We start from the raw sequence: 13,299 nt of genomic DNA, 5'->3' as shown, positions 1-13,299 counted from the left end.
AAAGCACACGAACGACCGTGCCGGACCCTCCGCGCCCCGCTCGTCCCGCTCGACCGCACCTCTCCGAGCGCGGCAACACCCGGCAATCTCCCGCACACGCCCCGCCGCCGCCCACCGCCCCCGTAGGCACCCGCCCGCCAACGTCCCTAGCCTGGAAGCAGGAGGAGGCGAAGCACCATGCTTGGAGACGCACCACTGCAGGCCGTCATTCCCGCCGCCGACCTCGCCCGCGCGAGGAGTTTCTACACCGACACCCTCGGCCTCAAGCTCGCCGAGGAGACCGACGAGGAACTGGTCTGCGACTGCGGCGGCACCCAGTTCACGATCTACCACACCCCCAGCGGCGGACAGGCCGCCCACACCCTCGCCAGCTTCAAGGTCGCCGACCTCGACGGCGCGATGTCCGCCCTGCGTGAGCGCGGCATCACGTTCGAGGAGTACGACTTCCCCGGGCTGAAGACCGTCAACGGCATCGCCGAACGCGACAACCTGCGCGCCGCCTGGTTCAAGGACAGCGAGGGCAACATCCTCTGCCTGGCCCAGTCCGTCAGCCAGTAGCACGATCCCCCCCGGCCCCGCCCTCGGCTCAACCCGCGGCCCCGCCCGTTCACCACGAGCAGACGGGGCGGCGGCCGAGATGACCGGACGGGAGGCTCAGCGCATGCCCTCGTGCCGGGGAACCCCGTGCCGCAGCCGATGCTCCGCGAGGCGCTTCCGGTCGACGACGTGATCCGGCGTCTCCCGCAGCCGGCCCAGCACGGAGCTGTCGTCGCGGCTCACCACCGTGAGGTCGTCATTGACGATCAGCATGCCGAAGTCGAACAGCACGTGGTGGTTGGCACACAGGCAGAGAACGTTGTCGACGGTGTCCGATCCGTTGTGCGGGCTCCCCAGGGGCGTGATGTGTGCGGCCTCGGCGTAGGCGCCGCCCGGGACCGCCATGCGGACGCCGCACACCTGACAGGTGTAGTCGTGCGCACGTTTCACGTGGGTGGCGATCGCGGTGTTCCGGACGACTCGCTCGATCGATGTCGCGGATCGGACCGGCCCCGCCTCCCGACCGTCCTCACCCGTCGGAGCCGTCACCCGATCCGCCACGCGGTCCGTCACCGATGCCGCTACCGGAGCCGTCACCCGATCCGATACCCGGGCGACTGCCGCAGCCTGTTCGGCCGGGGGAAGGGCGACCAGGCGGAACCGCCACACGAGGAAGCCGCCGGAGGAGGTCTCGGACCAGAGGTCCTCGACCCGGAAGAGCCCGTCGTAGCGGTAGAAGGAGCGGGTCGCGGTGGCGACCCCCCTGACCACGCGAACCGGGGCCCCGGTCGCCGCGCTCGTCGCCAGGGCCGCGTTGCCGCGCGTCAGCTGCTGGTTCCGGGCCGGCTGCCCCGCCTGCGGGCTCCGCCCGCCCTCCCCGGTGTAGAGGATCACGTCACCGAGATCCTCGTCCTCCTCGTACCCACCGGAGACCACGATCGATTCCGCGCCGAGTTCTCGCAGACCGCAGATACCGGCCTGGAGCGGCCGGTGCACGCCGGCGAGCGAGAGCGCCCGCCGGTTGTCGAACTCCTGGCCCAGTCGTACGCCCGGCACCGGCCCGATGCCGTCGGGGAACGGGCCGAACTCGACGGGCGCCTGCCCTTTCGGGAGGGCCGTGGCCAGTTCCCTGACCCTCGCCCGCTCCTCCTGCCGCGCCGTCTGGGCGCGGAAGAGCACTTCCCCGATGAAGGTGTCCCGGGTGGCCGCCAGCCAGGCGCTGTCATCGGCGCGCAGCGTGGACAGCCCGTCGAAGAGTTCGCGAAGCCGCGACTCCGTCGGAATGGTCCGTCCGTCCAGGTAGGAGTCGAGGGTTCGCGCGCTCAGGTCGCAGTGGCGCGCCACCCGTTCGGTCGACGGGTCGCCGACCTTGTTCCACAGTCCGCGCAGTGCGCGGGTGAAGTCCTCCTCCTCGGGCGTGCGGCCTGCTGTCGCCGTGCCCTGCCGCCGGGCCTCCTCCGCGAGGCCTTCCTCGGCGGCTCGTCGCCGGTCGTGCCACTGCCGCCGTTCGAGCTCGCTGCCGCTGCCCCACACCTCGACCATGGCGTCCAGGTTCTTGGCGCTCGGCAGGCGGGATCCGTTCAGGGCGGCGTAGACCGCCGTCCGCGAGGCGCCTAGCGCGACGACCGTCTCGACCGTGCCCCGGGACCGTTCCTTGAGTTCGCGGAGCTCGCGGGCGAAGGAGACCAGCGGGCCCGTTCCACTCAGCGGGAGCCTGCGCGCCATATCCCCACCGTGAGATTCCTCACAGTTCCTCTCCCATTTCCTGTGATGTGGGTCACATCGCCGACGTCGGCATGCCTCCGACCTGGACCAACATCAACTTTCTCAAGTCCCGCGATGTTTTCTGCGGTTTTTCGGCCTTCCACGGCTCTGTCATCGTATCCACTGTCGGTACGAGCCGTACGCCCCACAACGGAGCGACGGCTCCCTGCGTCAACAGGAAGCCGTCATCACTCGTAGCCCCATCAACACCCGGAGAACTACATGCACGAGGGTACGGGGATTCCCGCGTCGGGCGGAAGCGCCCAGGCCACGGGCACCGCACCGCCCGCACCGGGCCCCCGCTGGCTCGCTCCGGCCGGAGTCGCCGCGACCGGCGCCGGCCCGGTCGCGGCCGGGTTCCAGAGCAACAACACCATCGCGATCATCTCGGCGGCCCCGAGCCTCGTCGTGGTGCTGCTGTTCTTCTTCGGGGTCGTCTGCCCGGCGGTCTGGTCGCGCAAGGCCCAGCGCAAGAAGGCGGCCCTCAACGTACTCAACACCCTCATCGGACGGAACCCCACGAGCCTCACGAGCCCGCCGCCCCGACGGTAGACCCACGACCACACCACACCCGCTACCCGGCCCCGATCCCCGCGCCGGGCCCCGACCCCCACCCCAGACGCCCGACGCCGCCCACCCGCCAGCCTGCGGACGGACACCTCCGGTGGCGGGGCGGGCCGGGCTGGCCTTGACTGGGGCGGATCGTTGCCCTGCTGCGGGAGGACCGAGAGATGAGGTCGGTGAGGGAGGCCGCCGGCCGTTGGGGGGAGCGGCTGGCCAGGGGGCGCGGGCGGTGGGAGCGAGCGCGGGCCGAGGCCGAGCGGCGCTTCCCCGTGATCACCGAGCTGACGGCCCGGCTGCTCTCCCCCGGACTGCTGGACGCCGCCACCCGGATGGCCTCCCAGATCTTCCTGACCTCCGTACCGCTGCTGTTCGCAGTGGCCGCGTTCGCCCCGGCCGATGTGCGGGACCAGCTGGTGGCCTCGCTCCGCGCGCTGTTCGGCGTCTCCGGCGCCTCGGATCAGGAGCTGCGCCAGGCGCTGTACGGCAACGGGGACCTGCGGGGCACCACCGGAATCATCGGCGTGCTGATGGCACTGCTGTCGGGGACCAGTTGCAGCCGCGCGGTGGCCCGGGTCTGCGAGCATGCCTGGCGGCTGCCGAAGGCCGGGACCCGGGCGGCGGCCTGGCGGTGGCTGCTGTGGATCGTGGCCTGGCTGACGGTGCTGGTCTTCCAGGGCTCGCTGCGGGACGGCTTCGGCGTCGGCTTCTGGCTGGGCCTGCCGCTCACCTTCGCAACGTCCTTCGTGGTCTGGTGGTGGACCACCCACCTGTTGTTGAGCGCCCGAGTCGGCTGGCTGCCGCTGCTGCCCGGCGCGCTGCTGACGGCCGCCGCGGCCACCGCGATGTCGCTGACCGCCCCGGTCTACATGCCGGGCGCGCTGAACCGCAGTCTGGCCCAGTACGGTTCGCTGGGGCTGGTGCTGATACTGCTGTCCTGGCTGATCGCGCTCTGCGCCGCCGTCACCTTCTCCGTCACGGCGGGGGCGGTGCTGGCCCAGGAGCCCCCGCTGAACATCTACCTGGGCGCGCCCGCCCCGGGCCCCCCGCGCACCCGCTGATCCGTCGGCGCCGCCACCACCACGGCGCAGCCACCACCGTCCCCGCCACCATCACCGCAGCCGCAGCCGCCCTCGGACGAGCCGGCCCGTGGCAACCGGGTCCCAGGAGCCCGGGCGGTCCCGGGTCAGCGGGTAGCAGGCCAGGCCGATCAGCACGGCACTGAAGTGGCCGATGCTGGTGTAGTCCCGGCTCTGCGCGACGCCCAGGCCGTAGAAGACCAGCACACCGGCCACGTACAGGTACCGCCAGGGCCGCACGATCAGATAGGTGAGCACCGCGACCACCCCGGCGAGCGCGTAGCTGACGCCGTAGTCGAGGGTGTAGACGGCCCTCGGCGGGGCGATGCCGCGGTGGATCGCCCACCCGAGCAGGCCCTCGCTGAGGTAGGTCGCGCCGACGTGCGCGATCATCGCCACCGAGATCCAGCGCAGGGTACCGAGCCAGCGTTCGGCGGGCACGTGGAAGAGGTTGTAGAGCAGGAAGTAGCTCAGCCACCCGCCGCCCGCGATCCACAGCGCGCTGGTGATCAGCACGCGCACCGGTGAGACCTGGAGGTGGTGCAGGTTGGTCGAGCGCCGTTCCAGGATCCGGTCGGCGGTCGCGGTGTCGACGTGGCGGATCACCTGCGTGGTGGCGAGCAGGATCGCCAGCCACACGTAGGTGCCCGGGGCCCCGCGGACGTAGGTCCAGACCGCGTGCGCGAGGCGTGCCCACCAGGGGCGCCGGTGTCCGGGCGCATTGGTGGTGCCACCGGTCATCGGCGCCTCCTCGACGGTTCCCTTCACCCTCACCCGGGGCGCCTCCGGGCGCGTCGACGCGGTGCGCCCTTCGGGTGACCGGGTCTCGCGGACGCGATCCCACGTCCCCCACGTCCCCCACGCCCTGGACCCGGCGCTGGCCGCCGTGGTGGTCCGCGCGCTGAACGCCGACCCGGCCGGGCGCCCGGTGGACGGCGCGGCGCTGCTGGAGCTGCTGACGGCCGCTCCGGTCCCGGGCGGCCCGGCGCCGAACGCGAGTTCGGTCGGCGAGGAGATCACCCGGGGCTGGCGTACGCTGGCGCTCTGACCGCCCGGAACGGGCCGCCGGGGGCCGCCGGGCGGCACCACCGGGACCGCACAGCGAGGGCGACGGGCACGATGAGCGAGCGCGGCACGACGACCGCACCTGCAGGTATCGACGCCGGCCCCGGCGCGCGGCACCCGGCGCTGCACGTGGCGGACCGACTGCGGCTGACCACGGTGTACGTGCTGCTGCTGACCGCGACGGCCTGCTGGCTGGCCGGCCAGAGCCACGGCGCCCGGGCCCGGTTCGTCCGGCACAACAGCAGCAACGTCCACCACATGGAGGTCGGCAAGTGGTGGACGATGTTCACCAGCGGGCTGGTGGTCGACGGGGTGCCCGCCTGGGCGGGCATCGCGGCGGTGGCCGTGGTGCTGGGCCTGGCCGAGTGGCGCTGGGGCCCGGCCCGGGCCGGCGCGGTCTTCGTCTTCGGGCACCTGGGCGCCACCCTGCTCACCGAGGGCGCCATGTGGGTGATGCTCACCGCCCGAATCCCGGGGGCGCTGTCCCGGGCGCGTGACGTCGGGATCAGCTATGGGCTGGTCGGCACCGCCGGCTGCCTGCTGGCCCTGGGCCCGGCTCCGCTGCGCCGGTTCGGGCTGCCCGCGCTCGGGCTGGGGCTGGCCGTGACCTGGGCACTGGACCAGCAACTGGCCGACGCCGGGCACCTGGTGGCGCTCGGCCTCGGCGCGCTGGCCGCCCGGACGCCCTGGCTGCGCAGCCGGGCGCGGGCCCGGGCCCGGGTGCCGGTCTCCGCCACGCGCTGACGGCCCTCCGCCGTTCCTCCGGCGTTCCTCCCGACGTTCCTCCCCGGGGTCTTGCGATCACCCCCACCCCGAGTAATGCTGATTACATGATTACAACCTCGCCCGAAGAGCTCCGGGGGTGGTTCACCGGCCGCCTCCCCGCCGACCTGTTCACCGATCTCGTCGAGATCACCGCGGACCGCGAAGAGATCACCGTCGTCGGCCGCATCACCGAACCCGTCCTCGACCAAGCAGCATCGGACGCCGAGCGCGAAGCGGCGCTCGAGGGCCGGATCGCCGAGTTCCGCGACCGGACCAGGGACGCCCGGATCGCCGTCGCCCGGGAGGCCGAGCGCCGTTACGGCCGCAAGGTCTCCTGGGGCGCCGAGTGCGGCGACCTGAGGGGCATGTTCACCACCGTCTCCGCCCCCGTCATGACCCGGCTGCGCCAGCCCGAACGGCAGGTGCTCGACACCCTGGTGGAGGCGGGCGTCGCCCGCAGCCGCAGCGAGGCGCTCGCCTGGTGTGTCCGCCTGGTGCAGCGCCACTCCGACACCTGGCTCACCGAACTGCGCGAGTCGCTGGAGAACGTCCGCCGCCTGCGCGCCCAGGGACCGGACGCCGACAGCGCCTCCTGACCCCCGCCCCGACATCCGACCTCCCAACGCGCCTGGGAGAAAGCCGGGTTGAGGTACGGCGACCACCGATCGGCCACGGCCGGGGGCGGCAACAGGAGCGGCCGCCCCTCGCCGAGCCGATCGTATGCTCTTGCGGTACTCTGCAAACCTATGCCAGAGTGCGGGCATCGGATACGCCGAATCCCCTCACACGTCGCTAAGTCAGGAGCCCGCGCCTCGCGGGTCAAGGGTGCATGCATGTCGAAGGTCTTGAGCAAGCTGCCGGTCGGTGAACGGATCGGCATCGCATTCTCCGGTGGATTGGACACCTCCGTCGCCGTCGCGTGGATGCGCGAGCACGGCGCCGTCCCCTACGCCTACACGGCCGACATCGGCCAGTACGACGAGCCGAACCTCGCCGACGTCCCGGCCCGCGGCCGCGCCTACGGCGCCGAGCAGGCCCGGCTGGTCGACTGCCGGGCGGCGCTGGTCGAGGAGGGCCTGGCCGCCCTCGCCTGCGGCGCCTTCCACATCCGCTCCGCCGGGCAGACGTACTTCAACACCACCCCGCTCGGCCGCGCCGTGACCGGCACCCTGCTGGTCCGCGCGATGCGCGAGGACGAGGTCTCCATCTGGGGCGACGGCTCCACCTACAAGGGCAACGACATCGAGCGGTTCTACCGCTACGGCCTGCTCGCCAACCCCAGCCTGCGGATCTACAAGCCGTGGCTGGACCAGCGGTTCGTCACCGAGCTCGGCGGCCGCAAGGAGATGTCCGCCTGGCTCTCCGAGCGCGACCTGCCGTACCGCGACTCCGCCGAGAAGGCCTACTCCACCGACGCCAACATCTGGGGCGCCACCCACGAGGCCAAGCGGCTGGAGTACCTGGACACCTCGATGGAGATCGTCAGCCCGATCATGGGCGTGGCCTTCTGGGACCCGGCGGTCGAGATCCAGACCGAGGACGTGACGATCGAGTTCGAGTTCGGCCGTCCGGTCCGCATCAACGGCCGGGCGTTCGCCGATGCCGTCGAGCTGGTGCACGAGGCCAACCGGATCGGCGGGCGCCACGGCCTGGGCATGTCGGACCAGATCGAGAACCGCATCATCGAGGCCAAGAGCCGCGGCATCTACGAGGCCCCCGGCATGGCGCTGCTGCACACCGCCTACGAGCGGCTGCTCAACGCGATCCACAACGAGGACACTGTCGCCACCTACCACACCCAGGGCCGCCGGCTCGGGCGGCTGCTGTACGAGGGCCGCTGGTTCGACCCGCAGTCGCTGATGCTCCGCGACAGCCTGCAGCGCTGGGTCGGCCAGCCGGTCACCGGCAGCGTCACGCTGCGACTGCGCCGCGGCCAGGACTACTCGGTGCTCGACACCCAGGGCCCGAACCTCAGCTACCACCCCGAGAAGCTGTCCATGGAGCGCAGCGTCGACGCCGCGTTCGTCCCGGACGACCGCATCGGCCAGCTGACCATGCGCAACCTCGACATCGCCGACTCGCGCAGCAAGCTGGAGCAGTACGCGGTGCACGGCCAGCTGGCGCCGTGGAGCGGCCTGATCGGCGAGCTGGCGCCCGGCGGGGCGGCGCCGATCGCCGCCGCCGGCCCCGACGCCGAGGCGCTGGCGGCCAAGTCCACCGCGCTCGACAGCGCTGCGATCGAGTCGGGCAACGACTGATCCGCTGCCGTGACCACGTCCGAGGGCCGCCGCACCGCACCGGTGCGGCGGCCCTCGGCGGTTCCGGGCGAACGACGGCCGTTCCGCGCCTGAGCCCTCCGGACCCCCACCCGCACAGCGGCCCCGGCCGTGCATGGCGGCCCCGGGCGTAGCTGAATGGGGCAGACGTGTGCCCGGCGGAGCAGGCCCGGGCGACGGCTTCACCGGACGCCCCGGGCAGCGACTCCACCGGACGCAAACCCGGGCGGCGGCCCCGCCGGGCGAGACCGGGCGACGGCGAGGAGGCGGGAGCGGGATGGGCGAGGCGGTCGGTTCGATGCTGGCGTCGGCGGTGGGCCTCGCGATCAGCCCGCCGGCGCTGGTCGCGGTGGTCCTGATGCTGGCCGCACCGCGCGGGCGGACCATCGGGCTCGCCTTCGCGGCCGGCTGGGCGGTCGGCCTGGCGGCGGTGGTGGCGGTCGTGGTGGCGGCGGGCAGCGCACTGGGTTCGGGTGGCGGCCGGCCGGCCTGGCTGTACTGGCTGGAGCTCGCGCTGGGCGTCCTGTTCGTCCTGATGACCGGGAAGCAGTGGCGCGACCGGCCCCGCGCGGGGCACGTCACCGCGCCGCCGAGGTGGATGCGGGAGGTGGGCCGCTTCAGCGCGGGCCGGTCGGCCGGTCTCGCGGTGGCCCTGGTCACGACCGGCCCGAAGAACCTGGCACTGGCCGTCGGCGGCGCGGCCTCGATCGCCGCCAGTACGGCCGGGGTCGGGGGCACGGTGGTGGCCGCCGCGCTGATGGTGCTGATCGGCTCGCTGTGCACGCTGCTTCCGCTCGGGGTCCACCTGCTCCGCGGGGACCGCTCGGCGCGGACCCTCGGGGAGTGGAAGGCCTGGCTGGCCACCCACAGCACAGCGATCACGACCACCGTGCTGGCCGTGATCGGGGCCGAGTACGTCGGCGACGCCATCACGGGGCTCGCGTGAGCCCGCGGGCGGCGGCCGCCCCGCTGCCACCACCACCCACCAGCGCCCCACTGCCCCACCGCCAGGCTCACCGGATGCGCACCACCCCTCTCCCCCGCACCGACCGCAGGCCCAGCCGTCCGCCATCCGCCCCCGGGCGCACCGCCAGCACGTCCCTGAGCGTCAGCAGGATCTCGCCGTCGTAGCGCTCGGCCAGTTCCCGCGCCAGTTGCGCGGCGCCGCCCGGCCCGGCGTCCGGGGCCAGGGCGGGCAGGTGACCGGGGGCGCTGAGGTCCTCGGCCTGGGCGGCCCAGCGGGCCGCGTCCCGGGTCTCGCCCTCGGCCGCGTAGTGGACGGCCAGGCAGTGCACGGCCAGCCGGTCGCCGTACTGCGTCGCGATCCGCCACCAGAAGACGCCGTCCGCGGTGCGGCCCATCCCGTAGAGCAGGCAGCCGAGGGTGCGGAAGGCCGTCTTCTCGGCGAGTTCGAGGTCCAGCGCCAGTTCGGCCGGGTCCACCGCGCCCGCCACGGTGGCGCACAGGTGCCGCAGGTCGCGTCGGAGCTCGGTCCGGCCGCCGGCCCACGGGGGCTCGCCGAAGGCGTGCGGTGGCCGGGCGTTCGCGGGCGGGCGGGCCGGGCGTTCGCGGGCGGGCGGCGCGGGCCGGCGGGCGGCGGCGAGCCGCTCGGCCAGCCGACGGGTGAAGGCGGCCGGGTCGTGGTCGCGGAACTCGCGTTCCAGCAGGGCGGCGTCCGCCCGCAGCAGTTCGGTGACCTTCACGGCGCCTGCCCGTCGTCCGGCTGCTCCAGCAGGTACTCCAGGTGGCGCCGCCCGAGGCTGTAGTAGGTGCGAGCGGTGGTGTGCGCGATGCCGAGGCTGCGGCCGATGTCCGGGTAGGACAGGCCCGCCTGGCGCAGCCGGACGACGTCGGCCTGGACCGGGGCGGCGCGCGCGAGCTCCTCCATCGCCCAGTCCAGCGCGTCGAGTTCGGCGAGCTGGTCCAGTTCGTCCTGGCTGGTGTCGGGCCGGCGCTGCGCGATGACGCGCAGCCGTTTGCGTTCGGCACGGCGGCGCTCGCGCAGGAGGTCCACCACCGCATCCTTGACGATCTTGAAGGCGAAGGCCTGCGGGTCGGCGCTGGCCAGGGCGCGGCGCCAGTTCTTGTAGAGCGTGGCGCCCGCGTTCTGGACGGCGTCCTGCGCGTCCTCGCGATGTCGCAGGCGCTGCTGGGCGTACCGGAGGTAGCCCGGGTGCTCGCGGGTGAAGAAGGCCTCGAAGTCGGCCGGCAGCGCGCCGAGCGGGTCCGCCCGCAGGTCCCGCTTCTCGCCCGGCCCGGGGGTGTTCAGCACACGCGCCCCCCTTTCGTGGGTCAGCTGGCCGGCCCACCGGGTGGCACGCCGACGGCCCCTGGGGGCTCGTGGTGTAACCGTCCGGGCGGCCCGGGTTGTTGACCGGATCGGGCGGACAATTGGCGACCGTTTCCGTTCACTTTCGAAAACCGGCGCTGACCTGCCGATTCGGCCCCGACAGGAGCCCGGGACCCAGACGCACGTGACCCACGTCACAGGCCGCGGACCGCCCGACTTGACAGGGCGGATGCCGCGACTACGGCGCCGGCTCCACCACCGCCGAGTCCAGCGCGGCGGTCACCCGCTCCAGCAGTACGCGTAGCGCGGCCAGGTCCTCGACCGGCAGCCCGGTCGCGTCGAACAGCCGGCGCGGCACCTGGCCGGCCCGCTCGCGCAGGGCGGAGCCCTCGGTGGTGAGGCTGACGGTGACCGACCGCTCGTCCTCCGGACTGCGCTCGCGCCGCACCAGCCCGGCCGCCTCCAGCCGCTTGAGCAGCGGGGAGAGCGTGCCGGAGTCGAGCCGCAGGCGCTCGCCGATCCGCTTGACGGGCAGGTCGCCGTCCTCCCAGAGCACGAGCAGGACGAGGTACTGGGGGTAGGTGAGCCCGAGGTCGCGGAGCAGCACCCGGTAGACGCCGCCGAAGGCGCGGGAGGCCGCGTTCAGCGAGAAGCAGATCTGCTGGTCGAGGCGGAGCAGTTCCTCGTCCGCCATGCCGGGGAGCGTGGTCATGGCTCCATGGTACCGATCACCCTCACGCCATTCAGTTGTGCGCAATTGAATTGCGTGCTCTACTTATCTCCAGAGGGCGGCCCGGGCGGCCGCCGGAACACACGAAGGGAACCGACCATGGACGCGCTCTACACCGCAGCCGCCACCGCCAACGGCCGGGAGGGCCGCGCCGTCAGCTCCGACGGGCAGCTGGACCTCGCGCTCGCGATGCCGCCCGCGCTCGGCGGCAGCGGCCAGGGCACCAACCCCGAGCAGCTGTTCGCGGCCGGCTACGCGGCCTGCTTCGCCAGCGCCCTCGGCCTGGTCGGCCGCCAGGCGCGGGTCGACACCAGCGAGGTCTCGGTCACCGCCGAGGTGTCCATCGGCAAGGACGGCGCCGGCTTCGGCCTGGCCGTCGTGCTGCGCGTCGAACTGCCCGAGGCACTCGCGGACGGGACCGGCGAGCAGCTGGTCAAGCAGGCGCACGAGGTCTGCCCGTACTCGCGCGCCACCCGCGGCAACATCCCGGTCGAGCTGGTCGTCGAATAGACCCAGCAGGCCACGCACGCCGAGTAGACCGCGCAGGCCGAACGGGCTGCGCAAACGCCGGCCAGGCCGCCACCGCAGACGGGCCCGCCACACGCACCACCGTGTGGCGGGCCCGCGTGCGCCCCGGCTCAGCCGTCACCCGGCCCGTTCACCGAGCGCAGCGTGTCGAGCCTGTGCCGGTACTCCTCGGTGTCGATCTCGCCACGCGCGAACCGCTCCGCGAGCAGTTGCTCGGGCGTCGGCCCGGCCACCGCGCCGTGCGGTGCGCCCCACCCCGGCCCCGCCGCACCCGAAGCCGCTGAGCCCGAACCCGGACCCGCCGGGCCGTACGGCAGCGGTCGACGCGACCGCGACACGTACCGGAACAGGGCGATGGCGGCGAGCACCAACACCAGCAGGACCAGCAGCGTCAAGACCGCCATCACACCGATGCCCCAGCCACCCAGGACGTGGCCGTGTCCGTGCCAGTACCGCATGGGGACCTCCTCCTCCGGCCCCGCAGCCGGGGCCCGCCGAGGTGACCAGCGCCTCACCACCATCGTGCGCCCGCACCGGGCCGAAGCGCCCTGAAGAAAGCCTGAGAAAACGTTCCGGCGCTCAGCGCCCGGCCCACCGGGGTAGCGTTGCCGCCCATGAACCACCACCCACCGGCCGACGACCGCTCGCCCGAGCAGCTCGTCGCGGCCGGGGTGCTGCGGCGCCACGGGGACCACCGCCCCCACCGCGCGCTCGGCCACTCCCCGATCAGCTACGTCTCCACCGCGCTCTGGGCCGAACTCACCGCGCTCGCCATCGCACCGCCCGCGGCCGAAGCGACCGCCACCGCCCTGCTGCACGCCATCGCCGCGCGCGCCGTGGACGCGGCCCTGGCCCCCGGCAACGAACGCGCCCCGCGCGACGACCTGTACGTGGCCCACCCCGCGCACATCGGCGCGCACCGCCGGACGATCTGGTTCCAGCGTTCCGGCCCGCGCGGCCCGGTCACCGCCACCTTCGCCCCGTGAGGCGGGACGCTCAGCGCTCGACCCGAAGGCTGTGGCAGACCCAGCTGAGCCGGTCCGGCCCCTGCAGCGGCGGCCGGTCGTGGTACGTGCCGTCCGCGACCGACAGGTTGACGATCAGGTACGCCTGCCAGCCGGGACCGACCCCGTGCAGGTCCGCGTAGACCAGCTCGTCCTCGACGTACCAGTCCACCGAGTTCGCGCCGAGCACGACCCGCAGGTCGAAGGTCGACCCGGGCGCGATCCCCGAGCCGGCGCCGTGCCAGTACCGGTACCCGCCCCGAACGTGGTTGGAGAACTCCAACAGGTCAGGGTGGTCGGGGTGGTACTCGAAGAGGTCGACCTCGTTGCCGCCGTCCCGCCAGGTCCAGACGGCCGGCCAGGCCCCCAGCCCGACGGGCAGCGTGATGCGTGCCGACAGCTGGTCGCCGGTGCGGGCCTGGAAGCCGTCCGGACTGCCCTCGGTGGTGAGCAGGTTGCACGTCCAGAGCCCGCCGACGAGCCGCCGGGTGGCGCTGAACACACCACCCGGGCAGTAGCCGCGGCCGAGGTAGTCGAGCTTGTGGTCGCTCCGGTTGGTCGGCCCCATCCGGGGGTAGGCACTGCTGCGCCCGGCAGTCCACTGTCTGGTCGAAGTGAAGTCCGCGTCGAACACGACCGCCACGGCCGCCTCCCCTGTGCTCCGCCGCCCCGGCGGTTCGACCCGCCGGGCACACAGGGT

General features: G+C 73.3%; 17 protein-coding genes. 10 read left to right on the top strand and 7 right to left on the bottom strand.

Annotation, left to right across the window (positions count from 1 at the left end):
* The first annotated feature begins 177 nt into the window (after positions 1-177).
* A complete protein-coding gene (locus tag AB0R04_RS24820; RefSeq protein WP_063350712.1) occupies positions 178-558 on the top strand; it encodes a VOC family protein in 381 nt (126 codons plus the stop codon).
* Positions 559-654: 96 nt separating this feature from the next.
* On the opposite strand, the gene AB0R04_RS24815 is transcribed toward AB0R04_RS24820, so the two are convergent.
* Positions 655-2,262, bottom strand: a complete 1,608-nt coding sequence (locus AB0R04_RS24815; RefSeq protein WP_363374790.1) for a YDG/SRA domain-containing protein — start codon at positions 2,260-2,262, stop codon at positions 655-657.
* 261 nt (positions 2,263-2,523) lie between these two features.
* Here AB0R04_RS24815 and AB0R04_RS24810 point away from each other — a divergent pair, with 261 nt between their 5' ends.
* Positions 2,524-2,853 (top strand): hypothetical protein, encoded by a 330-nt coding sequence (locus AB0R04_RS24810; protein WP_063350711.1) that lies wholly within the window; start codon positions 2,524-2,526, stop codon positions 2,851-2,853.
* Between the two features lie 179 nt (positions 2,854-3,032).
* The gene (locus tag AB0R04_RS24805; RefSeq protein WP_363374787.1) at positions 3,033-3,923 is read left to right on the top strand and encodes a YhjD/YihY/BrkB family envelope integrity protein; all 891 of its coding nucleotides are present in this window, start codon (positions 3,033-3,035) and stop codon (positions 3,921-3,923) included.
* A gap of 51 nt (positions 3,924-3,974) precedes the next feature.
* Here AB0R04_RS24805 and AB0R04_RS24800 read toward each other — a convergent pair whose 3' ends face one another.
* A complete protein-coding gene (locus tag AB0R04_RS24800; RefSeq protein WP_363374784.1) occupies positions 3,975-4,682 on the bottom strand; it encodes a rhomboid-like protein in 708 nt (235 codons plus the stop codon).
* Here AB0R04_RS24800 and AB0R04_RS24795 point away from each other — a divergent pair.
* The 5 genes from AB0R04_RS24795 to AB0R04_RS24775 all read left to right on the top strand — a co-directional run bounded on the left by AB0R04_RS24795 (position 4,666) and on the right by AB0R04_RS24775 (position 8,993).
* Entirely contained in the window at positions 4,666-4,989 is a 324-nt protein-coding gene (locus tag AB0R04_RS24795; RefSeq protein ID WP_363374782.1) for a hypothetical protein, read from the top strand. The genes AB0R04_RS24800 and AB0R04_RS24795 overlap by 17 nt on opposite strands.
* A gap of 71 nt (positions 4,990-5,060) precedes the next feature.
* A complete protein-coding gene (locus AB0R04_RS24790; RefSeq protein WP_363374779.1) occupies positions 5,061-5,750 on the top strand; it encodes a rhomboid-like protein in 690 nt (229 codons plus the stop codon).
* A gap of 86 nt (positions 5,751-5,836) precedes the next feature.
* Positions 5,837-6,367, top strand: coding sequence for a hypothetical protein (locus AB0R04_RS24785; RefSeq protein ID WP_363374777.1), 531 nt, complete (start codon positions 5,837-5,839; stop codon positions 6,365-6,367).
* A gap of 237 nt (positions 6,368-6,604) precedes the next feature.
* Positions 6,605-8,029 (top strand): argininosuccinate synthase, encoded by a 1,425-nt coding sequence (argG, locus tag AB0R04_RS24780; protein ID WP_063350707.1) that lies wholly within the window; start codon positions 6,605-6,607, stop codon positions 8,027-8,029.
* Positions 8,030-8,324: 295 nt separating this feature from the next.
* Complete coding sequence (locus AB0R04_RS24775; RefSeq protein ID WP_363374775.1) at positions 8,325-8,993, top strand: GAP family protein; 669 nt, start codon at positions 8,325-8,327, stop codon at positions 8,991-8,993.
* Between the two features lie 67 nt (positions 8,994-9,060).
* On the opposite strand, the gene AB0R04_RS24770 is transcribed toward AB0R04_RS24775, so the two are convergent.
* From AB0R04_RS24770 to AB0R04_RS24760, 3 genes are all read right to left on the bottom strand, one after another.
* Positions 9,061-9,750, bottom strand: a complete 690-nt coding sequence (locus tag AB0R04_RS24770; protein ID WP_363374772.1) for a hypothetical protein — start codon at positions 9,748-9,750, stop codon at positions 9,061-9,063.
* Positions 9,747-10,319 carry a sigma-70 family RNA polymerase sigma factor gene (locus AB0R04_RS24765; protein ID WP_063350704.1) on the bottom strand — a complete coding sequence of 191 codons (573 nt, stop codon included), beginning with the start codon at positions 10,317-10,319 and terminating at the stop codon, positions 9,747-9,749. The genes AB0R04_RS24770 and AB0R04_RS24765 overlap by 4 nt, the downstream gene beginning before the upstream one ends.
* Positions 10,320-10,575: 256 nt before the next feature.
* The gene (locus tag AB0R04_RS24760) at positions 10,576-11,049 is read right to left on the bottom strand and encodes a MarR family transcriptional regulator (protein ID WP_363374770.1); all 474 of its coding nucleotides are present in this window, start codon (positions 11,047-11,049) and stop codon (positions 10,576-10,578) included.
* Between the two features lie 117 nt (positions 11,050-11,166).
* Here AB0R04_RS24760 and AB0R04_RS24755 point away from each other — a divergent pair, with 117 nt between their 5' ends.
* Entirely contained in the window at positions 11,167-11,577 is a 411-nt protein-coding gene (locus AB0R04_RS24755) for an organic hydroperoxide resistance protein (RefSeq protein WP_063350702.1), read from the top strand.
* Between the two features lie 128 nt (positions 11,578-11,705).
* Here the strand turns inward: AB0R04_RS24755 and AB0R04_RS24750 are convergent, their stop codons facing one another.
* Complete coding sequence (locus tag AB0R04_RS24750; protein ID WP_363374767.1) at positions 11,706-12,053, bottom strand: hypothetical protein; 348 nt, start codon at positions 12,051-12,053, stop codon at positions 11,706-11,708.
* Positions 12,054-12,209: 156 nt separating this feature from the next.
* On the opposite strand from AB0R04_RS24750, the gene AB0R04_RS24745 reads away from it, so the two are divergent.
* On the top strand, positions 12,210-12,581 hold the full coding sequence (locus AB0R04_RS24745) for a hypothetical protein (protein WP_363374764.1): 372 nt from the start codon (positions 12,210-12,212) through the stop codon (positions 12,579-12,581).
* A 10-nt stretch (positions 12,582-12,591) separates the two neighbouring features.
* Here the strand turns inward: AB0R04_RS24745 and AB0R04_RS24740 are convergent, their stop codons facing one another.
* Complete coding sequence (locus tag AB0R04_RS24740) at positions 12,592-13,242, bottom strand: beta-glucanase (RefSeq protein WP_363374761.1); 651 nt, start codon at positions 13,240-13,242, stop codon at positions 12,592-12,594.
* Between the last annotated feature and the right edge of the window lie 57 nt (positions 13,243-13,299).

It is taken from the genome of Kitasatospora sp. NPDC056731 (assembly GCF_040687675.1).
Taxonomy (GTDB): domain Bacteria; phylum Actinomycetota; class Actinomycetes; order Streptomycetales; family Streptomycetaceae; genus Kitasatospora.
The sequence above is the reverse complement of the archived record's forward strand: the minus strand, read 5'-3'. Positions and strand labels throughout refer to the sequence as shown.